The following is a 20,886-nucleotide window of genomic DNA, read 5'->3' as shown; positions in this document are numbered from 1 at the left end:
TCCCCGGAAATGTAGATTTTATTTCGCGAAAAGGCAAGCAGTTCTATGTTTTTCTTCGAATTGTTTGACCCAATTCTCATGTTCCTGTAATTCCTGTTCTGACGGAAGAATCACCGGCAATTCAATTTCAACTCTGGCCATCCCTGAGCGGCTGTTCTGGTCTTCAGACTGAGACAGGGCATCGATATCAAAAGACACCTGTCCACCGGTCATGGCCAGATAAACATCGGACAGGATTTCCGCATCGAGCAAGGCACCGTGGAAGGTACGGTCGCGTTGTGGAATCTCGTAACGGCGCACTAAGGCATCCAGCGAGTTTTTCTGCCCTGGATGCTTGGACTTGGCCAGTGCCAGGGTATCGGTGACGTCACAGACCTCGGAGAGCGCTTTAAAACCTGCGCGTTTGAATTCCATATCCAGGAAGTTCATATCGAAGGTCGCGTTATGCGCAATAATTTCCGCGTCGTGTAAATAGTCAAACAGCACTTGAGAAATTTCTTCAAACAGCGGTTTGTCTTGCAGGAATTCATCGGTGATCCCGTGGACATTGACAGAATCACCGACCGGTGTTTTCGGATTGATATAAATATGAATCGAGCTGCCGGTCAGTTTACGGTTAATCATTTCCAGCGCGCCGACTTCAATAATCCGGTCACCATCCTGATAATAAAAACCGGTAGTTTCAGTATCCAGAATCAGTTGTCGTGGGCCATGCAGCTGTAGCTTTGCTGGTGTAATGACAATTTGCGGATGTAGCTCAGTCGAGGTAGATGCTTCTAAAGATGAAGCATCTTTATTGCTGTCCGTTGCTAAAACTTCAGTCTGGGTAATTTCTTCAACAGTCACTTCGATGATTTCTTCCGGCAGATCTTCCAGTTCTTCTTCGCTCTCGGCCAGATCAAGACCGAAAGGATCGTCTAGCAACCAGTCGGGTTCAGATTTTTTTTTATCTTCAGACATTGAAGGGCTTTGCTTGGATTTTTTCAGGGTTTCATCAGCACCCAGATTGGCCAGCTGATCGGCCATTTCATTGCCCGGATGTCCAGCATGACCTTTGACCCAGTGCCATTCAATCTCGCGTCCCTGACAGACTTCATCGAGTTTTTGCCACAGATCCGGATTTTTGACGTCTTTCCAGTTTTTCTTTTTCCAGCCATGAATCCATTCGGTAATGCCTTGTTTGACGTACTTGGAATCGGTATAGATCACCAGTTTATCCTGTTTGTCACAAAACAAAATCCCTTCAATGGCAGCCGTCAGTTCCATACGGTTATTAGTAGTATGATCTTCACCGCCATAAATTTTGTGTTCTTGTTGGCCATTAACAATGTACGCACCCCAACCGCCTAAACCCGGGTTGCCGCGACAGGCGCCATCAACATAAAGTGTGATAGTGTGTGACATAGATTAAATCCGATCAAAATAGAACAAGCTGGAAGGCTTATTGTATAGCGCAAATGCAGTCGATCAATCTATATGTCCAGGATTTTTTAATTTCTTGTAACATTTAACGTGAAATCGCGGTAAATTATTGGCTTGAGTCTTCGACATGCTTCACTACAATGGCATATCTAAAAAATAAATTTATATACGAGTTGTTTGGATTTCTTTATGTATAAACCAACCGCAATTTTGTGGCAGCCGACATTACCTACATTTTTAAAATATTCTGTACTGGGAACTGCGCTTGCTTCTCTAGGACTGACGGGCTGTTCATCTACACAAAGTGCGACCCAAACAGCATCAAGCAAGCAGGTTGGATCACAATATCTGGATGCCAGCAGTCTGGATGGACTCGAAGATTTACTCTCTGCAACGGATATGCGTGCAGTCGAAGGCGACCGTTTACAGATTCTGAAACATGGTGATGTCTGGAAACGCATGACCGTAGGTTTCAAGATGGACCTAAGTGTCTGGAATCCGCGGATTGATGCGCAGCGTGGCTGGTTTATTTCACGTCAGCCTTATCTGGATCGCTTAAGTGCGCGTGCATCACGTTATTTATATTACACAGTAAAAGAAGCAGAACGCCGTGGCATGCCGACCGAGTTGGCACTGTTACCGATTATTGAAAGTTCTTATGACCCGGCAGCGACCAGTAGTGCGGCGGCAGCAGGTTTATGGCAGTTTATTCCAAGTACCGGCCGCATTTATGGTCTAAAGCAGACTTCTTTATACGATGGTCGTCGTGATGTGGTGGAATCCACCCGTGCAGCCTATGAGTTTTTGGGCAGTCTGTATAACCAGTTTGGTTCCTGGGAATTGGCGCTTGCTTCTTATAATGCAGGCCCAGGACGTATTCAGCAGGCGATTAACCGTAACAAAGCTGCAGGTCTGCCTACCGATTATTGGTCATTGAAACTACCACAAGAAACCATGAGTTACGTGCCACGTTTCTTGGCGGTTGCACAAATTATTAAAAATCCCGGCAGCTATGGGGTGAGCTTGCCACCGATTGCCAACCGTCCGCATTTCCGTGAAGTGCCAGTGGGCATTGCCAGTTTAAATGAAATTGCAGCCATCACTGGTCTAAGCCGTGCAGAACTGTATCAATTAAACCCGGGTCATCGTGGTGATCATATTGATCCTGCAAGTCCGCGCCGTATTCTGATTCCAGCTGATTTAAGTCCTTCAGTCGATGAAAAGCTGAAAAAATTATCCGGTTCAGGTGGTTTATGGGCGAGTAACACGAACAGCTTGCCGCGAAATACGACGACAGTGGTGCCCACCAGAGCTGCACCGCCAGAATTAAATACCAAAACGATTACACCTTCTAAACAGACTCCGCCAGCGGTTGTTAGTAATCAGCCTGCAACGACTGTTGCCAAAACGACGACTCCGGCTAAAGCTGCAAGTACGCCGCCTGTCGTCACAGCAGCGGTAAGTACCGCGACAACGGCAAATACTGTAACGCAGACTACGAAAAAGATTTCGACGCCTAAAGGCTCATCTGCCTTGGCCAGTTTTGCGGCACAAAGTGATTTGCCGATTCCAAGTGCGCCGCGTATTCCGGTAGCTGTAACACCTGCAGCGCCAGCGAAACAGATTCAGGTCGAACCACCGATTTCGGCAGCTGAGCGTCAGCAAGTTGAGCAGGCGGTCATCGCACAGGATATTCAGAAAACTGTAGATGAAATTCTGCAGCCTGTCGCAACACCGGCAGAACAGGCCCAAGTGGTTGAAGAGCTGAAAGCATTGGCGCCGGCTGGCACAGAAATTGTTGATCCTTATGATGGCAAAATCAAGCTGACTGCCATTCAAACCAGCCTGTCTGTGGCTGAGCAGCAAGGTAAGGAGCTGACCAAAGGCTTCTCTTATCCAAAAGAAGTTGCTGACAATACCACTGCGAACTCGGTTGAAGCCCAGCTAAATCAGGGCAAAAATTACGTCAAGACGGATTCTGAAGTGGTGGTGGTCGCTCCAAAAGGCAAACGCAGTACCTATAAGGTATTACCAGGTGATAATCTGGCAATGATTGCGGCCAAAAATGGCGTGAACTGGCGTGATGTAGCGAAATGGAACCAGATTGATCCAAATTCTCCGCTGTATGTGGGCACCACCATTTATCTGTATGATGCCAAACCGGTACAGGAAGCCAGCAAAGCCAAAGAAAAGCCGGAAACTTATGTCGTTCAGGCCAATGACTCTCTGACTAGCGTAGCGACCCAGTTTGGTTTTAGCGTGAAACAACTGGCTGATTTTAATGGACTGAATAGTAATAGCGGTCTGTTTGTTGGGCAAAAGCTGTCATTGAAAGATACAGGGCAGTCCAAAGCCAAAGTTGAAGACACGAAAAAAGCTGAAACTGTCAAGGTTCAGACCAAATCCTATACAGTGAAACGTGGTGAGTATCTGAAACTGATTGCCGATCGTTATGGGCTTTCAAATGCTGAACTGGCATCCTTGACTTCAGGTCTGACTGCCGGTAGCAGTCTGATGGTGGGACAGAAAATCAATGTACCACTTCAGGAAGTTGAAGGGCTAACGGCATCTAGCCAGAAAACTGAGCAGAAGTTTGAAAATGTCAAAGTCGATCAGACTGCGACTGAAAACTATCAGGTCAAACGCGGTGAAACCCTGTATAGCATTGCCAGTCAAAGCAAGCTGAGTGTTTCTGAACTGGCTGTATTGAATGGGTTGTCTGCCAATAGTGGTTTACGTATAGGTCAGACCATCAAGATTCCTGCCGTCAGTCAGATCCCTGAAACCTATACGGTTCAAGCGGGTGATACGCTGACCGGCATTGCCGCAAAATACAATCTGTCAATGGACCAGGTGGCGAGCCTGAATGGCATGTCACGTAATGCCGGCTTGCGTGTGGGACAGCGTCTGAAACTGAGTGGTGAAGTCGCAGAACCGGTACGTGAAGTGGTTGCTGAAACTGCGACGAAGAATGCAAAATCGGATTCACATGTGGTGAAATCAGGCGAAACCTTAAGCTCTATTGCACGTCAGTATCATTTACAACTGAAATATCTGGCAGATTTAAACGGCCTGAATAGCAATAGCACAGTGCGTATTGGTCAGCGTTTAAAAATTGATGGTGACTTTCCGGCAGATAAAAAAGTTGAAGACGTGAAAGTGGCAGCTAAGCCTGTAGCTTCTAAGGCAACTGAATCCTATACGGTAAAATCAGGTGAATCCTTGAATGCAATTGCCAGCCGTTTAGGCATAAGCGTGACCGACCTGGCTCAGTTAAATAATCTGAGCCCACGCGCAGGATTGCGTGTCAGTCAAACCATTCAGATTCCAAAACTGGTGAGGGATTATAAGGTCAAACGCGGTGATACCTTAATCGGTCTGGCTTCACGTTATGGTCTGAACAGCAATGAACTGGCGGAAATGAATGATCTCAAACCAAATACACAATTGCGTATTGGTGATGTGATTAAAGTGCCGAATTAATGAATGGATCATGAGATTCGCGCATTTATTTAAAACTTTCAGGTTGATCTGGCTAGCCCCGCTGCTCGTAAGTAGCAGTTGGGCAGCCCTGATCACCACCTCATATATTGCACTACATAGCCAGCCGAAATATGCCCAGGCCAAATCCCTGCCTTATGCCAATCCGCAAGCACCGAAAGGCGGTACGCTGATTCTGGCAGCTGATGGCAGTTTCGATAATTTGAACAGCATGAATGGCAAGGGCAATGTCACTGAGGGGGGCAACTATATTTTTGACAGTTTGCTGTCCAAGTCACTGGATGAGCCCGGTGTGTACTATCCTTTGCTGGCGGAAAAAGTCAGTTTTGACCCCAAGAAAACTGCCTTTATTATTTTTCATTTAAATCCCAAAGCACGGTTTAGCAATGGCCAGCCGGTGACTGCACAAGATGTCAAATACAGTTTTGAGTTGTTTCAGACCCAGTCCAATTTTGGCCTGCAAATGTATCTAGCTGATTTAAACCGGCTGGAAGTCCTGTCACCTTTACAGGTCAAAATGCATTTTAAATCCGGACATAATCCGGAAATGGCGATGATTGTCGCACAGATGCCCATTTATTCTAAACAGGAATGGCAAAAGCGTAATTTTAAAGAATTGACGCTGAAACCGATGCTGGGTTCAGGGCCCTATGTCATTGAACACATAGATGCTGGACGTAGTATTAGCTACAAACGCAACCCCCGATATTGGGGTAAAGACTTGATGGTCAACCGCGGGCGTTATAATTTTGACCGGATCAAGTATCGTTATTATCGTAGCCCTGAAATCAAGTTCGAAGCTTTCAAGTCGGGCCAATTTACCTTGCATGAGGAAAAACAGGTCAACCGTTGGGTGAAAGACTACCAGTTTCCCGCCGTTCGGCAAGGACAGGTGCAGCGTTACCGCTTTCAGCATCACAACCCGATTCCGACCCAGAGTCTGATATTCAATACCCGCCGTCAGCCTTTTGCCGATATCCGTTTCCGCCAAGCCTTGAGTTTTGCCTATGACTTTGAATGGCTGAATAAAGCCATGTTCTATGGTGAATATCAGCGCCTGAACAGCTTTTTTTCCAATAGCGAGCTGGCATCTCATGGACGGCAAAGTGTTCAAGAACTGCATATTTTAAAACCCCATTTAAAGCAGCTTGATCCGGTTCAACGTCAGGCTGTATTGCAGGACTGGAAATATCCTCAGTCAGATGCCTCCGGTTTTAACCGGAACAATCTGTTAAAAGCCCGTCAATTGCTATTAAAGGCAGGCTATCGTTATCAACAGGGGAAGTTGATTAATGCTTCGGGTCAACCGGTACAAATTGAGTTCCTGTTGCATCAGGCGGAGCAACAGCGTGATCTGATGCCATATCTGCGTCATTTAAAACGCTTGGGCATTCAGGCCAGCATTCGTATGGTAGAAACCGCGCAATATTATGAACGGCTGCGGAATTATCAGTTTGATATGATTGTTGATACCATGCCGCAATCCCTGACACCGGGGCAGGAGCAGAAACAGTTCTGGGGCAGTCAGGCCGCAGCGCAGTCAGGTAATTATAATTATGCCGGCATTCGAAATCCGGCCATTGATGGAGTCATTCAGCAGGTGACTCAGGCTCAAAACCGTGAACAGCTGGTGAATAGTACCCGAGCATTAGACCGTTTACTGCGTGCAGGCTATTATCATATTCTGACTTATGGTACGGGTGAATACTGGTATGCTTACTGGAATATGTATCAGCAGCCGCAACGAAAACCTAAACTCTCCGCCGGGATTGATTACTGGTGGGTCGATGCAGAAAAGGCCAGACATGTGGCTGATTATTTCAAGCAGCATTAAGCTCCAAGCCTATCAGGGAGTGCCATGAGCACTTATATTCTCAAACGTCTGTTGCTGATGATTCCAACCTTGCTGATCATTTTGCTGATCAATTTCATGGTGATCCAGCTGGCACCCGGTGGTCCGGTGGAGCAGGCGATTTATCAGGCGCAACAGGTCAATGGTTTGGCGCATACCGGATTGCAGTATCAGGGAAAGCAAGGCCTCACACCGGAGATGCTTGAGCAGATTAATATCCAGTACGGCTTTGACCAGCCGCTGCATATTCGATTTTGGGAAATGCTAACGCGTTATGCGCAGTTTGATCTGGGGCAGAGTTTTTTCAAAGACAAACCTGTGACTGAACTCATCTGGGAAAAATTGCCAGTATCGCTTTCTTTAGGCCTGTGGAGTACCTTGCTGATTTATCTGGTCTCCATTCCTTTAGGGATTAGAAAAGCCCGAAAACATGGCAGTCTGTTTGATCAGACTACCTCTCTAGTGTTGGCAGTAGGCTATGCCATTCCAGCCTTTATTTTTGCCATTTTACTCATCATATTTTTTGCTGGTGGGTCTTATCTGCACTGGTTTCCCTTGCAGGGAATTCGCTCTGAAAATTTTGCTGAACTCTCATTCTTTGCGAAAATTCAGGATTATTTCTGGCATATGGCCTTGCCGCTGTTGGCCATGGTGCTTGGCGGATTTGCCAGTTTGACCTATCTGGTCAAATTTTCTTTTGTGGAAGAGCTGAGCAAACAATATGTCCTGGCTGCGCGGGCCAAAGGTTTAACTGAACATGCAGTGCTGTATCGGCATGTATTCCGGAATGCCATTTTAGTGCTTATCGCAGGTTTGCCCGAAGTTCTGATCGGGGTGTTTTTCGTGGGCAACCTGTTCATCGAGATTATCTTTAATCAGGATGGGTTAGGCGTCTTAGGTTTTGAGGCGATTATCCAGCGTGACTATCCGGTGATTTTTGGTACTTTGTTTATTTTCACCTTGCTCGGTCTGATACTGCGTTTACTCAGCGATTTGCTCTATCAACTGATTGATCCAAGAATTCATTTCAGTTCACGTCGAGGATCACAATAATGTCTTCCTTGATGCAAGTACGCTGGCAACGTTTTAAGCAGCATAAGCTGGGCTTTAGCTGCTTCATTATTTTCAGTGCTATTTTCATCATTTCCTTGGGTGCAGAACTGATTGCTAACGATAAACCCTTGCTGGTGAAATATGATCATGCTTTTTATCTGCCCATCCTGAAATCCTATCCGGAAACCACTTTTGGTGGGGTATTTGAGACAGAAGCAGAATATAAAGATCCTGCCGTACAGCAACTGATTGCAGAAAAAGGCTGGGCGATCTGGCCCATCATTCCGTTTTCCTATCAAACGCCAAATTTTGAACTGGCTGAACCGGTGCCATCGCCCCCGAGTGCGCAAAACTGGCTGGGAACAGATGATCAGGGCCGTGATGTTCTGGCACGGATTCTATATGGTTTAAGGATTTCATTACTGTTTGGTTTTGCTCTGACTTTATTGTCTGCGGTGCTGGGAATTTTAGCAGGGGCAATTCAGGGTTATTATGGTGGATGGATTGACCTGATCGGGCAACGCATACTCGAAGTCTGGAGCGGTTTACCGATGCTGTTTATGGTGATGGTACTGGTCAGTCTGTTTACCCCGAGTATTTACTGGCTATTTCTGATCATGCTGTTATTTGGCTGGACCACACTGGTGAGTATGGTGCGCGCTGAGTTTTTGCGCGCCAGAAATCTGGAATACGTCTGGGCAGCAAGAAGTATTGGGGCCGGGGATGGACGGATCATGTTCAAACATATTCTCCCCAATGTGATAGGTTCTAGCCTGTCACAGTTACCTTTTATGCTAACTGCCAATATTACTGCACTGACAGCGCTGGATTTTTTAGGGTATGGTTTGCCACCCGAGTCGGCATCCCTCGGGGAACTCTTGCTTCAGGCCAAAAACAACTTAAATGCACCGTGGCTGGCATTGTCGGGATTCTTTAGTTTGGCCATTGTACTGAGTTTGCTGATCTATATGGGAGAAGCGGTACGGGATGCTTTTGATCCAAGAAACTAAATCACAAAAATCTTTAACCATGAAAAAATAAGCAGATAAAATTGTGTAAATTTGACAAGACTGATTGTCAATTGTTCTGGCTTACGTTATAAACGAGTACAAAATAAAAGTAACGTATCAGGACAGATCATGACTCAATTGGCCGATTCCATTCAAATTCGCAATACCACTTTCAAAAATCGCATCATCAAAGGTGCCATGAGTGAAGCACTGGCCAATGATGCCGGCCAACCCAATCAGGCGCATTTCAAGTTGTATGAAGCATGGGCCGAAGGTGGCTTGGGTTGTGCTATTACGGGTAATGTCATGGTGGATTATCGTGCCAAGAATGAACCGGGCGTCGTAGTGGTAGAAACAGAACGCGATCTGGCGCAGCTTAAAGTCTGGGCCGACGTAGGCAAACAGCATGGCATGGTACAATTGGTCCAGTTGTCGCATCCGGGCCGCCAGTGTCCTAAAGGTCTGAATAAAGAAACGGTTGCACCTTCGGCAGTATCCTTTAGTCCGGCTTTGGCCATGAGCTTTGGAACCCCACGGGAACTGCGCGAAGATGAAATCCTGGATATTATTCAGCGCTTTGCCACTTCGGCTGCCATCTGTGAAAAAGCAGGATTTGAGGGGGTGCAGTTGCATGGGGCACATGGTTATCTGATTAGCCAGTTTCTGTCACCGCTGACCAATAAGCGTCAGGATCAATGGGGTGGTAGTATTGAGAATCGTACCCGTTTCTTGCTGCAAACCTATCAGGCTGTTCGTGCTGCGACTTCGGAAAATTTTATTATTTCGGTTAAGCTGAATTCAGCTGATTTCCAGCGCGGCGGTATTAGCGAAGAAGATGTCATCTATGTCTTTAAAGCGATGGACGCGGCAGGCATTGATATCATTGAAGTGTCAGGTGGTAGCTATGAAGCACCTGCGATGGCCGGCGTGAAAGCAGACAAGCGCAAGGCCTCGACCATTGCTCGTGAAGCCTATTTCCTCGATTTTGCCGAAAAAATCCGTCAGGAAGTGAAGTGCCATATCATGGTCACTGGTGGATTCCGAACTGTTGAAGGCATGAATGCCGCGCTTGACAGTGGTGCTTGTGATTTTGTCGGGATTGCACGTCCCTTTGCGGTAGAACCTGACTTGGGCAATCGTCTGGTTGCAGGGCATGATGTACGTTATGCGGTTGAGAAAATTAAAACCGGTATTCCAATGGTCGACAAGATGGCGATTATGGAAATCATCTGGTATGCCGCGCAGTTTAAGGAAATTGCCAAAGGCAAGCAGCCTAATCCGAAACTGTCACCACTAAAAGTCTTTTTGCAGTATCTGAAAGGCAATGTCAAAGCGGTGATCAAGGGACAATTAAACTCGCGAAAATCGGCTTAATCTTTATTAAAAAACCGGACACTGCAAATGTCCGGTTTTTTAATTTCTGGCACTTAGGGGTGCTTTAGGAATAATGCATCGCCTGGGTCTGAAAAGGAAATAATAACTGGCTTAACTGACGAGTCGCCCATAAACCAATTTCAGTATGATGCATATGCGGTGCAGTATAAGGAATCAGTAAATCAATTTTCTGTTCCGCACCTTCACAGCGCATGAAGCGACTTTTTAACTGATTCAAGCGCTGCTGGTCCATACGGCTCATTGCAGGTTCAATTTTTGCCTGTGATGGGGTTGCACTACGTGAGGACAGGCGAGTTGCCAAGCCTGCGCCCTGAATCCAGTCTTTAATAATCTGTTTTTCGGTCGCATTAAAGACCCCAAACATTTTACCCTCCGGATGATCTATCATTTTCCAGAAACGGCTTTGCTCCACTGGTGCATCTTTTACGATCCAGCCTTTGTCAATCATGACCTGCAAAAACTCGGCAATCTGGGCAGGATCGGATAACCAGTCATTGATGGTCTTGCCACTAAACTGGCATTTCTGATTATGAATATATTGACCAATCAGCGCTTTATTCTGGAAAACTTTTAAAGCCATCTGCCCAATATCCAGTTCCTTAATGATCTGGGAGGAACTTTTGCCGATGTCATTCAGAACATAGCCTTTTTTAATCAGTTCAAGATAAATTTGTGGATCTTCAGCTTGATTAAAATGCTGGATAAACGCTTGCAGGGATTTCTGCGCATGACCATTGTGAACATTATCAATAGTAATGTGCACATTGAAATAATGCGGATCGATACCCAGTTCAGCCAGTTCATAATTGGTGATTAACAGATGTAGCGGTAACTGTTCATAGCCGAGATTAAAGCCAATGACCAAAGGTAAATATTTGGCTGGGGCATAAGCTAGTGCTAGCTGTACGACAGCCTGTTCGTAGTAACTGTCATCCAAATGCTCGGCGTAACTGTTCAGCTCATAATGACTCAACAGGTCCTGATACATGGTGACATGATTGGCACGCGGATGCCCTAAACCAAGCTCTTCGAGATAGATGTAAATCAAATCTTTTAGCTCGGGCTGATTACAGTTTGGCACGGTCGAATATAACCAGGCACCATCGACCAGTTTGACCGGTGCAACTTTCGCCAGGAATTCGAAAGCATGAGAAACCGTTGGAAAATATTCCCGAGGCTGCTGCTGTTTACGGCGATTGACATAGGCCTGGAAAGTGGCACAGATTTGATGATGTTGTTCTAAAAGATGCTGTTCAACCTGTGGGGGCTGATCTAACCATCCGAGAGTATCAATATTTAAATTTTTAATCAGATCGCTCAAATAAGATTCAGCTTTTTCAGTTTTGGTATATGTCGAAATTTCAGTATCTTGAAAAAAGTCGACCCAATCCTTAAAGCTTTTAATTTGATAATTATGATTTTTATTTGGCGATAAAGGTAAACTTAGCTCTGTGCTGACGAACATAATCTGATCCTTGCAGATTTCTCTTGATTTACCTTAACGTGCCCTCTAAAAGCAGGGTGTTGAATTTTTGTTCTAATTTATTGGTGTATTGCTTTAAATGAAAATGAACGGATATTTCTATGCATAGAAATGTTAAAACAATACAAATTGTAAAATTAAGAATGGGATGGCAGCCCCCAGAAAGAGAGCTAGATTTGAACGAATGATAAAAACAAGGTTTAAAGTTTTCAGAAATAAAATTTGCAAGATAAAAAAAAGCCCGAGTCGCAATGCTCGGGCTTTTTGTTGAGATGTTGCCATCTCGAATATGGCGTCCCTACGGGGATTCGAACCCCGGTTACCGCCGTGAAAGGGCGATGTCCTAGGCCTCTAGACGATAGGGACAGTACAGAAGATAAATTTTAAAACCGCTACTTTTAGCTTGAAGTAATGGCGTCCCTACGGGGATTCGAACCCCGGTTACCGCCGTGAAAGGGCGATGTCCTAGGCCTCTAGACGATAGGGACTTAATAAAATGTACTTCTGAAAATTGGCGTCCCTACGGGGATTCGAACCCCGGTTACCGCCGTGAAAGGGCGATGTCCTAGGCCTCTAGACGATAGGGACGTTTCAGAGGTGGGCGTATAATAGGGTGAAAACAGGGGGGTGTCAAACGCATTTCCATAAAAAAAATGATTTTCTGGGTTGAGTGCATAAATTTAAAACAATCTAGAGAAAATACTGGAAAATTACATGGTTTAAGCTGGATTTTTAAGCAATTCCAGAATTGCTTCTACTACCTGCGGATGGAGTAAATAGCCGGTAATATCATGCGGGCGGTGAATATGGGTACGAATGCCGTGGTTAATAATTGCGGGTTGAAACTGAAATGGCGGTTGTGTAAGAGGAAAGGCGGTAAGAAAATCATCAGTTGAATAAAAATTTATCCAGTCGCCTGTAATTGCTGCAGGTCGTACAATGGGTTGCGGTAAATGTGACTGGATCACCTGAAAGGCTAATGGCGATCCTAAAGTAATAAAACGCTGTACGTTCAGTTCAGGATGCTGAATAAGATAATTATAGGCAATCACACTGCCCAGAGAATGAGCAATCACAATACAAGGTTTGCGACCATTCAATTGCCGGGCAATCCGCTCATGAACTTCCTTCATGAAAGCAGGATTGTCGAGATACAGATAGGTTTCAATCAGAAATTTCTGAAGCAGGCTCCGATGCAGACTGGGAAAATAATTCAGCAATAATACAAAGTCTCGCAGTGCAACATTTTTGCTTAGCGTAGTAATAAATTTGAATTTCTGTTTGAAATCCATCGGCTCATTCAGATGAAGCTGAGGAAGATCTGAAATCACGGGCTTGCGCCAGCCAGGACGTGGAACGGGTGCAGGAAGCTGAGGATGGACAGGTTGACGGAAACGAAAGCTGGGCCATTGCTGGGGCATCAAGGTTCCAGCATTCAGGATGTTGCGAACGTTATAGTGTGAAAGCAAGTCTCCATAAAATGGAATGTGAATGTGACGTCGTAAATAACTGAATCTGGCATCATGACGGTGTTTGCGAATGCCTTTTTGAAGTATATGCAGCCAGCGCTGGCGAATCGATGCAGCACTGTGATGTTGCTGGTTCATTCCATGAATAAAAATAACTTTCATCGATACCTCACGGAGGTCGATCTATATATTCACAGTATAGAGAAAATTGCGGCAAGCCAAGCTGCACTTTTTGTGGCGTTAATGTGTAAATTATCTTTGATAAAACAATCATTAACAGACATCCGTATATTTATAAAAAAGGCAGAAAAAGCAGTAAATTGGTAGGTCTGGATGAAAGATTTTACTGAATAGAAGAAGAATATGAATGGAACGGTAAAAGTTGAATTTAGAGTTTGACGTGAGTCTTATAGCAATTCCAGTAGCGCTTTAATGACGTCTGGATGCTGAATCAAATAATTATAGGCAATCACGCTGCCAAGCGAATGTGCCACCAGAATCTGTGGCCTGCTGCTATAGAGTTGATCATGAATGCGGCGGTGAACTTCCTGCATAAAATCCGGATTGGCCAAATAAAGATAAGTTTCCAGCAAAACTTATGCAAAAAGCTGGCATGTAAGCTGGGAAAATAATTGATGAGTACCGCAAAATCCCGCAAGGCAATATCTTTGCTTAATGCTGTAATGAATTTCAGTTTTTGATTGAAATTCAGGACATCATCAATATTCGACTGCGGGACGTCACAAATTTGATAGGTACACTGGTCTGGTGGCGATGCCGGTTGCAGCTGTGCGGGATGTAAAAAAGGGAAATGCGGCCACTGTTGCGGCATCAGGGTGGTGGCATTCAAGACGTTATGAAAATGATGCCGAGAAAGTAAATCGCCATAAAAAGGGATACGGATATGCCGTTTTAAATAAGTAAACCGGGCTTGCTGTTGTGGGTTTTTCCGAAGGCCTGTTTTGAAGAGATGCAGCCAATGTTGACGTAATGAAGTAGCCGTATACTGTTGCTTGTTCATGCCGTGAATAAACACAATTTTCATCGACGCACCCTTAAGGCTGCCCACTATGGTTATAGTATAGATAAAAAAAGAGCGGCCGGAGCCGCTCTTTTAAAACTGATGATTAAGACTTGTTGTGATAAAAGGCATAATAACTTACATAACACGCTGCAATAAATAACAGACAGCCTACGAAGCTGATACGCATTGATGGATCAAAGACCATACTGATACAGGTAATAAAACAGAACACAAAGCCCAGGATTGGCACAATCGGGAACAATGGTGCAGCAAAGCCCAGTTCTTTGGCCGTATGACCCTGTTTATACCACTGACGACGGAAGTTGAACTGGCTTAAGCAGATACTCATCCAGACCACCACCATGGTAAACGCCGCAACGCCCAGCAAGTTGGTAAAGATCGTCTCTGGCGCAAACTGTTCAGACAATAAACCTGGTAATGCACCCAGCATGGTCACCATGACTGCAATATACGGTACACCGCGAGCATTTAGTCTTGAGAATACGGCAGGCAACTGTTTGCTGTATGACAATGACCACATCATACGTGAAGCAGCAAATAGACCCGAGTTGGCAGCAGACAACAACGCAGTGATAATGACAAAGCGGATGATGTCTTCGGCATATGGAATACCAATGTGCTGGAATACGGTTACGAACGGACTGCTACTCACGCCTTCAGCGGCTAAGCCCGCTTCCTGATGCGGAAGTAAGGCTGTTACCACGATAATGGTACCTACAAAGAAAATTAATAAGCGGAAAATTGCCGTATTAATCGCTTTAGGGACATTTTTCGCAGGATCTTCAGTTTCACCGGCAGCCACACCAATCAGCTCGGTACCAGAGAAGGCAAAGTTCACGATCAGCATCGTAGCAAAAATCGGGAATAGACCTTCAGGGAACCAGCCTTGTGCAGTCAGATTGGTAAATAAAGGTGCAGCTTCATAGCCTTGATAGCCCAGAACACCAAAGATGGCCAATAGACCTAAAAGAATAAAAGCAACAACCGTGACCACTTTTACCAGTGCCAGCCAGAATTCGGATTCGGCAAACCAGCGGGTAGAAATCATATTTAGACTAAATACGAATACACCAAAGATAATGGTCCATAACCACATGGAAATGTCCGGGAACCATTCCTGCATCAGCAAGGCCGCTGCAGTAAATTCAGTTCCGAGAGTGACCGACCATGTCAGCCAGTATAACCAGGTGATGGTATAGCCTGTGCCTGGTCCAATATAACGTTTGGCATAAGCGCCAAATGAACCAGATTCTGGCATATGAACGGCAAGTTCGCCCAAACATAGCATCACCATGTACGCGATAATACCGCCCAGGAGATAAGCGAGAATGGCACCTACAGGCCCCGTTTGTGCAATGACTTCACCCGACCCTAAGAATAGGCCTGTTCCGATTGCGCCACCAAGCGAAATCATGACCAGATGTCGAGTACTCATAGCGCGTTTTAAAGGCGCAGAATTGCCCTGATGCGTAGCATCATTCGGAGATGAGTGCATAGGAAATAAGAAATACTTCAAAGGAATGAAGCGAGCTATTGTAGTGAAAAACTACAAATCTGCAATCGAATAATGGTAATTTCGAATAAGGTCTGATCGTATGAGATCAATAGATGGCGTCCCTACGGGGATTCGAACCCCGGTTACCGCCGTGAAAGGGCGATGTCCTAGGCCTCTAGACGATAGGGACGTTGCGAGGTGATGCGTATATTAAGGACTAAGCCGGGTTTTGTCAAAAGGGTTTTTGCTAAAATTCATTTAACAGTTTAAACATTAGGCAAAACAAAAACTTTATTTTATTAAAATGTTATTTTCTGAACAGATTTCAAGACTATAAAAAATAAATATTTGAAAAGATCACTAAAACTTAGTGATCTGGAGTTTGATATTGCTCAGGCTGAGAGTTTTCAGCTGGGGTTGACACTGTCTCAGTCTCCGCAGTGTTGTCATCATCACGGTTGACGATATAGAGATATAGCGCGGACGGGGCTAAAATCAGTAAAACCAGTAAGATCTTTTTTAACATGATACAAAGGCAAAATATGAAATCGCATTAATTATAGCCTAAGCAAATTAAAAAGAGCAGCAGCATGTACCTATTCAGGCTCTAGAATTTAAAAGTAACATCTGCAATAAATTGGCGGCCGATTTCAGTCATTACACATGGTCTATCATTTGAGGTCGAGCCTGTTGTATAGGTATTCACGCGGTTGGTGACGTTGTTAATGATTAAACCAAAAATTGCCCTTAAATCTTTTGAAATTTCCCAATCATAGGTGGTGCGTATATCCCATGTAAATTTTGGTTTAATTTCAGAGACTAAATAGGTGTCAAGCAGTTCACCTTCATACTCGACTTTGTCATTTTTATCGGAGACAGCAACCATATCATCGTAACTGTCTTTATAGCTAAAGAAGTTTGAAATACGTACAGGCAGTGTATCGAATGCAATATCCCAGTTTACTCGTGCGGTCCATGGTTGGTTAAAGTTTGGGGCAGGGCGGTCTGACCAACGAATAATTTGACCATCATAAGAGACCCATTCATCTTGAGTGGCTTGATCATAGGCTGAAGTGTAATCTACATAACTGCGGAAGACTTCACTGTAGTCAAATCCCAAGGCAAATAAATGTTGGCTATCCCCCAGAGCGATCGGTTGACGATTTCTAAGTGTTAAGGTGTAGATGTCAGCTTTGCCACTTCCCTCATTATTATATTCGTAGAAGAATTTTGATCCATCTAAAGGAGTAACTTTAGTTTTTGATATTTCATCCTGATATTTACGATTGACCCATTTTAGCCCTAGATCCCAATTCTGGATTTGTGTATTCAGGCCTAAAACAGTCTCGTCACTGAAAGGGGGATTGAGCGCTGAACTACGCGCACCGCTGGATAGTGCAGTTTGTGTTTCTACCCAAGTCGCATGTGGGTTTTCACGTGACAGTTTGTAGAGCAAATCATTTTGAATTTCATTCAGTTCTGTACCTAACGTTTGCTGACCATAGTAGCGATTCCACCCAGCGGATAAATGCAATTGATCATTACTAAAGGGTTTGTAAGAGAGACGACTGCGAGGGGAAATATTGATATTACTACTCAAAGAGTCATAATCAGCACGAACACCAAGGCGTGTTGAAATTTGATCATTCCATTGAATATTGTCTTCAATAAATATATTTAGGCGATCTTGCTGGGCTTGAATATCACCAGCTTTGTACAGAGTGCCACCAGCGATATATTGTCCATTCCAACCATTTATTGTTAGTTTCTCATCACAATATGGGTCACTTTGAAGGCAGGTAGTATCTTTGCCAAGTTCTTTTAAATGGGTCTTTGTCGCGAGTAAAACATCCTCGACTCGTTTCCACGCAACATGAGCATGGCTGTAACCTGCACCTAGAGTCATGTTGTGTCGGGATTGACCAACTTTAAATGGGTCTATATTGGCTTGTAGGTCGTAAGAGAGAACGTCTTGGAGTTGTTTGATTTCTCCCATGATGGCGCCTTCTCGAACAACATCGGTATTATTCCAATCTTTACTTCCTTCGGCATAGTACCAATGCATACTGTAGTTATTGTCAGCAATACGTTGTGTCGCTGAGTTTTGGAAATTAAGTTTATGTACGAGAGTACCTAGATTGAATTGGTGTTCGAGTTCAGAGAATAATGTAAGTGTTTCGGTTTCAGTGGTACTTCCCGAATCACGATTGCTGTCCACATAGCTCAAACTGTCCAGCAATCCATAATCCAAACCAAACTTCGCTTTGGTTGAGGCGTTTGGTGTATAAAATAATGTTGCACCAAGATTTGAGATATGTCGTTCTTGATCAATTGTTTTAGGTGTTTCAAAGCCACTTTTGACTGGGATGATAGACTCTCGTTGAGAGGCATAAGCATTAAAGCCCCAATCATTCGAGAGCTTCCCATAAATATTGGTGCTTAGACCTTGTTTGGTATATTCCTTTTGGTATTCATCTGTGGGCTCTTCAAATTTACTTTCTTCTAAAGGTGAAATTGAGTTGTAGCGAGCCCAATCGCTTTCAGTGTAATCGTAATTGATAGAACTGTGAATTTTCCCTATCTCTGTTTGCGGTGCACATGTTTTAGCATTTACAACACCACCTGTGAATTGACCATAAGCGGCAGACACGTTGCTATCTAATACTTCAAGCTCACAAAGTAGGTTAGTGTTCACTGCCATAGCTTGTGCGCCAGTTCCGATATCTTGAAATGTATTTGTGTTTGAATTTGCTGGATTAATAAGTAGGTTGTTGGAAACACCATTCACAATAAAATTGTTTTGGAAGGTTTGTGCGCCATTAATAGAGATTTCGGCAGGTTTAATTTCACCTTGAGAACCTGCTGCAAGTTGTGACTGACTAAATTGAACATTTGGATTTAATTTTAAAAAATCGGTAATGTTCTTTGAGCTATTTGGCGTCCTTTCTAAATCTTCTTTTGAATAAACTGTTTTTCCAACTTCATTTGCTTGCTGAGCTTCGATAATAATCGTGTTGAACTTAACCGTTGCTTCATTGAGGACAGGCTCTTGATAATTTGATTCTTCTGCAAAACTAGATGTTGATAAAGCTGTTAGAACCGCAATAGAAAGTGGGGAATAAGCAAAACGCATGAGAAGGGTTAAATCTGCGAAAGATAATGTAAGTGATTATCATTAACTTGAGGCAAGCAATCTATAGTAATGAGAATTATTTTTATTAATTAATTGATGAAAGTGTAAGGCTTGAGCAATTTAAGATGCTGATCAAAGAAATATAAAGAAGAGAAAAAATAGATGGCGTCCCTACGGGGATTCGAACCCCGGTTACCGCCGTGAAAGGGCGATGTCCTAGGCCTCTAGACGATAGGGACGTTTAGAAGATGGCGGTATCTTATTGATCCGCCACCAGAGTGTCAAGCAGGTGAGGTGCGAGTTTGTTTAAAATATAGCAAAACAGTTCAGCGGTCTTCTGCGTATCATATAATGCAGAATGGGCTTCTTTACCATCAAACTCGATTCCAGCTTGGATACAGGACTTCGCCAGTACAGTCTGACCAAACATCACCGCACTTAAAGTCACTGTATCGAAGACAGAAAAACTATGAAACGGGTTCTGGTTTTTGGTCCCGGTACGGGCAATCGCGGCCTGAAGAAAACCTAAATCGAAATGTGCATTGTGTCCGACTAAAACTGCATGGGTACAATTTTGCTGGCGACGCACTTCATTCACCGATTTAAAAATGCGCTTGAGTGCAGTTTTCTCATCTTCGGCCATGGCGATTCGCATTGGATTAGAAGGATCGATCCCAATAAACTCCAGCGAACGTCGGTCGAGGTTTGCCCCTTCGAAAGGATTGATATGTGCATGGTAAGCTTGACCCGGCACAAATTGACCCTCCTCATTATAAACAATCGGAATGGCCGCAATTTCCAGCAATGCATCAGTCTGCGCATTAAAACCTGCAGTCTCGACATCGACAACTACAGGTAAGAATCCACGAAAACGTTGACCAATGATTGGGAGCGTTTCATTTGTCACACTTTTCTCCATTGAATGGTTTTACCAGCATACAGTGGGATAATCTGTTCACCATCCAGATAGTCTAAACTTTCAGGGATTACTTGATCTTCTTTAACCAGGGTAATTGTGCTGGTATTACGTGGCAGGCCATAGAAGTCTGCACCAAAATGGCTGGCAAAACCTTCCAGGCGTTCAATTTTACCCACCTGATCAAATGCCTGAGCATACAGCTCAATGGCAGTCGGCGCACTATAACATCCTGCACAGCCACACGCATTTTCTTTTGCATTTTTTGAATGCGGCGCGCTATCTGTTCCCAAGAAGAATTTAGGATTACCGCTGGTTGCGACTTCCAGCAAAGTTTGCTGATGCGTTTGACGTTTTAAAATCGGCAAGCAGTAGAAATGCGGCTTGATCCCACCAACCAGCATGTCATTCCGGTTAAACAATAAATGTTGCGGCGTAATGGTTGCAGCGACATTACGGTCTTGCTCAAGTACAAAGTTTGCTGCTTCGCTGGTGGTGATGTGTTCGAGCACCAGTTTCAGCTTGGGAAATTGTCTGAGTAAGGGAGCCAGCACTTCATCCAGGAAACGCTTTTCACGGTCAAAAATATCGACATGATTATGCGTCACTTCACCATGTAGCAATAAAGGCACTTGGTGTTCTTCAAGCTGTTCAATTACGCCGTAGACTTTGCTCATATCGCTCACACCACTATCGGAGTTGGTGGTCGCACCCGCAGGATAGAGCTTGATGGCATTGACATGCGCAGATTCTTTGATCTTTTTAACTTCGCTTGCCGGGGTGTTGTCAGTGAAATACAGCACCATACGCGGGTCGAAATTTACCCCTTCAGGCACATGTGCCATGATACGTTCACGGTAGGCATTGGCTTCTTCGACAGTTTTAACGGGTGGCACCAGATTTGGCATGCAAATGGCGCGAGAAAACTGCTTGGCTAAATCGGGAACGGTACGTTGAAGTGCTAAACCATCACGCAGGTGAACGTGCCAATCATCTGGCTGGAGAATCGTAATCGTATTCAAGGCAAATTCAGTCGAACAAATAAAACAAATGATAATCCATCTATAGTAAAAATGGTAACGAGAAAGCGCTACAAAATAAGGGATATGTAT

General features: G+C 44.4%; 13 protein-coding genes, 5 tRNA genes and 1 pseudogene. 5 read left to right on the top strand and 14 right to left on the bottom strand.

What is annotated here, in order from left to right; all coding sequences use genetic code 11:
* Positions 1–18: 18 nt before the first annotated feature.
* Complete coding sequence (dnaQ, locus tag Q9R21_RS01885; RefSeq protein WP_311203606.1) at positions 19–1,404, bottom strand: DNA polymerase III subunit epsilon; 1,386 nt, start codon at positions 1,402–1,404, stop codon at positions 19–21.
* Between the two features lie 207 nt (positions 1,405–1,611).
* Here dnaQ and Q9R21_RS01880 point away from each other — a divergent pair, with 207 nt between their 5' ends.
* The 5 genes from Q9R21_RS01880 to Q9R21_RS01860 all read left to right on the top strand — a co-directional run bounded on the left by Q9R21_RS01880 (position 1,612) and on the right by Q9R21_RS01860 (position 10,212).
* Complete coding sequence (locus Q9R21_RS01880) at positions 1,612–4,905, top strand: LysM peptidoglycan-binding domain-containing protein (protein WP_311203605.1); 3,294 nt, start codon at positions 1,612–1,614, stop codon at positions 4,903–4,905.
* Positions 4,906–4,915: 10 nt separating this feature from the next.
* Complete coding sequence (locus Q9R21_RS01875; RefSeq protein ID WP_311203604.1) at positions 4,916–6,757, top strand: extracellular solute-binding protein; 1,842 nt, start codon at positions 4,916–4,918, stop codon at positions 6,755–6,757.
* Between the two features lie 24 nt (positions 6,758–6,781).
* Positions 6,782–7,828 (top strand): microcin C ABC transporter permease YejB, encoded by a 1,047-nt coding sequence (yejB, locus tag Q9R21_RS01870; RefSeq protein ID WP_311203603.1) that lies wholly within the window; start codon positions 6,782–6,784, stop codon positions 7,826–7,828.
* Positions 7,828–8,838 (top strand): ABC transporter permease, encoded by a 1,011-nt coding sequence (locus Q9R21_RS01865; protein ID WP_253138857.1) that lies wholly within the window; start codon positions 7,828–7,830, stop codon positions 8,836–8,838. Before yejB ends, Q9R21_RS01865 begins: the two co-directional genes overlap by 1 nt.
* Positions 8,839–8,967: 129 nt before the next feature.
* Entirely contained in the window at positions 8,968–10,212 is a 1,245-nt protein-coding gene (locus tag Q9R21_RS01860) for an NADH:flavin oxidoreductase/NADH oxidase family protein (protein WP_311203602.1), read from the top strand.
* Positions 10,213–10,276: 64 nt separating this feature from the next.
* Here Q9R21_RS01860 and Q9R21_RS01855 read toward each other — a convergent pair whose 3' ends face one another.
* The 13 genes and pseudogenes from Q9R21_RS01855 to pyrC form a co-directional block, all read right to left on the bottom strand.
* On the bottom strand, positions 10,277–11,698 hold the full coding sequence (locus Q9R21_RS01855; protein ID WP_311203601.1) for an iron-containing redox enzyme family protein: 1,422 nt from the start codon (positions 11,696–11,698) through the stop codon (positions 10,277–10,279).
* A gap of 308 nt (positions 11,699–12,006) precedes the next feature.
* Positions 12,007–12,082 (bottom strand) — tRNA-Glu (locus Q9R21_RS01850).
* 46 nt (positions 12,083–12,128) lie between these two features.
* A tRNA-Glu gene (locus Q9R21_RS01845) sits at positions 12,129–12,204 on the bottom strand.
* A 24-nt stretch (positions 12,205–12,228) separates the two neighbouring features.
* Positions 12,229–12,304, bottom strand: a tRNA-Glu gene (locus Q9R21_RS01840).
* Between the two features lie 131 nt (positions 12,305–12,435).
* Positions 12,436–13,347 (bottom strand): alpha/beta fold hydrolase, encoded by a 912-nt coding sequence (locus tag Q9R21_RS01835; protein WP_180180389.1) that lies wholly within the window; start codon positions 13,345–13,347, stop codon positions 12,436–12,438.
* A gap of 272 nt (positions 13,348–13,619) precedes the next feature.
* Positions 13,620–14,230: pseudogene (locus Q9R21_RS01830) on the bottom strand (alpha/beta hydrolase); the annotation flags it as partial.
* An 82-nt stretch (positions 14,231–14,312) separates the two neighbouring features.
* The gene (locus tag Q9R21_RS01825; RefSeq protein WP_311203600.1) at positions 14,313–15,725 is read right to left on the bottom strand and encodes an amino acid permease; all 1,413 of its coding nucleotides are present in this window, start codon (positions 15,723–15,725) and stop codon (positions 14,313–14,315) included.
* A gap of 114 nt (positions 15,726–15,839) precedes the next feature.
* A tRNA-Glu gene (locus Q9R21_RS01820) sits at positions 15,840–15,915 on the bottom strand.
* Positions 15,916–16,092: 177 nt separating this feature from the next.
* A complete protein-coding gene (locus Q9R21_RS01815) occupies positions 16,093–16,251 on the bottom strand; it encodes a hypothetical protein (protein WP_004646377.1) in 159 nt (52 codons plus the stop codon).
* A gap of 81 nt (positions 16,252–16,332) precedes the next feature.
* Positions 16,333–18,858 (bottom strand): TonB-dependent receptor plug domain-containing protein, encoded by a 2,526-nt coding sequence (locus Q9R21_RS01810; RefSeq protein ID WP_311203599.1) that lies wholly within the window; start codon positions 18,856–18,858, stop codon positions 16,333–16,335.
* A gap of 163 nt (positions 18,859–19,021) precedes the next feature.
* Positions 19,022–19,097: transfer RNA gene (locus Q9R21_RS01805), tRNA-Glu, on the bottom strand.
* Between the two features lie 20 nt (positions 19,098–19,117).
* The gene (gene rnt / locus Q9R21_RS01800) at positions 19,118–19,777 is read right to left on the bottom strand and encodes a ribonuclease T (RefSeq protein WP_004279557.1); all 660 of its coding nucleotides are present in this window, start codon (positions 19,775–19,777) and stop codon (positions 19,118–19,120) included.
* Positions 19,762–20,796 (bottom strand): dihydroorotase, encoded by a 1,035-nt coding sequence (gene pyrC / locus Q9R21_RS01795; protein ID WP_005246868.1) that lies wholly within the window; start codon positions 20,794–20,796, stop codon positions 19,762–19,764. Before pyrC ends, rnt begins: the two co-directional genes overlap by 16 nt.
* Positions 20,797–20,886 lie beyond the last annotated feature (90 nt).

This window comes from Acinetobacter sp. RG5 (assembly GCF_031844265.1).
Classification (GTDB): domain Bacteria; phylum Pseudomonadota; class Gammaproteobacteria; order Pseudomonadales; family Moraxellaceae; genus Acinetobacter.
The sequence above is the reverse complement of the archived record's forward strand: the minus strand, read 5'-3'. Positions and strand labels throughout refer to the sequence as shown.

Excerpts from the sequence above, each read along its gene's own strand:
- Q9R21_RS01835 (WP_180180389.1), bottom strand. The coding sequence starts at position 13,347 with ATGAAAGTTATTTTTATTCATGGAATGAACCAGCAACATCACAGTGCT.
- Q9R21_RS01880 (WP_311203605.1), top strand. The coding sequence starts at position 1,612 with ATGTATAAACCAACCGCAATTTTGTGGCAGCCGACATTACCTACATTT.
- dnaQ (WP_311203606.1), bottom strand. The coding sequence starts at position 1,404 with ATGTCACACACTATCACACTTTATGTTGATGGCGCCTGTCGCGGCAAC.
- Q9R21_RS01815 (WP_004646377.1), bottom strand. The coding sequence starts at position 16,251 with ATGTTAAAAAAGATCTTACTGGTTTTACTGATTTTAGCCCCGTCCGCG.
- yejB (WP_311203603.1), top strand. The coding sequence starts at position 6,782 with ATGAGCACTTATATTCTCAAACGTCTGTTGCTGATGATTCCAACCTTG.
- Q9R21_RS01810 (WP_311203599.1), bottom strand. The coding sequence starts at position 18,858 with ATGCGTTTTGCTTATTCCCCACTTTCTATTGCGGTTCTAACAGCTTTA.
- Q9R21_RS01865 (WP_253138857.1), top strand. The coding sequence starts at position 7,828 with ATGTCTTCCTTGATGCAAGTACGCTGGCAACGTTTTAAGCAGCATAAG.
- Q9R21_RS01860 (WP_311203602.1), top strand. The coding sequence starts at position 8,968 with ATGACTCAATTGGCCGATTCCATTCAAATTCGCAATACCACTTTCAAA.
- Q9R21_RS01825 (WP_311203600.1), bottom strand. The coding sequence starts at position 15,725 with ATGCACTCATCTCCGAATGATGCTACGCATCAGGGCAATTCTGCGCCT.
- Q9R21_RS01855 (WP_311203601.1), bottom strand. The coding sequence starts at position 11,698 with ATGTTCGTCAGCACAGAGCTAAGTTTACCTTTATCGCCAAATAAAAAT.
- rnt (WP_004279557.1), bottom strand. The coding sequence starts at position 19,777 with ATGGAGAAAAGTGTGACAAATGAAACGCTCCCAATCATTGGTCAACGT.
- Q9R21_RS01875 (WP_311203604.1), top strand. The coding sequence starts at position 4,916 with ATGAGATTCGCGCATTTATTTAAAACTTTCAGGTTGATCTGGCTAGCC.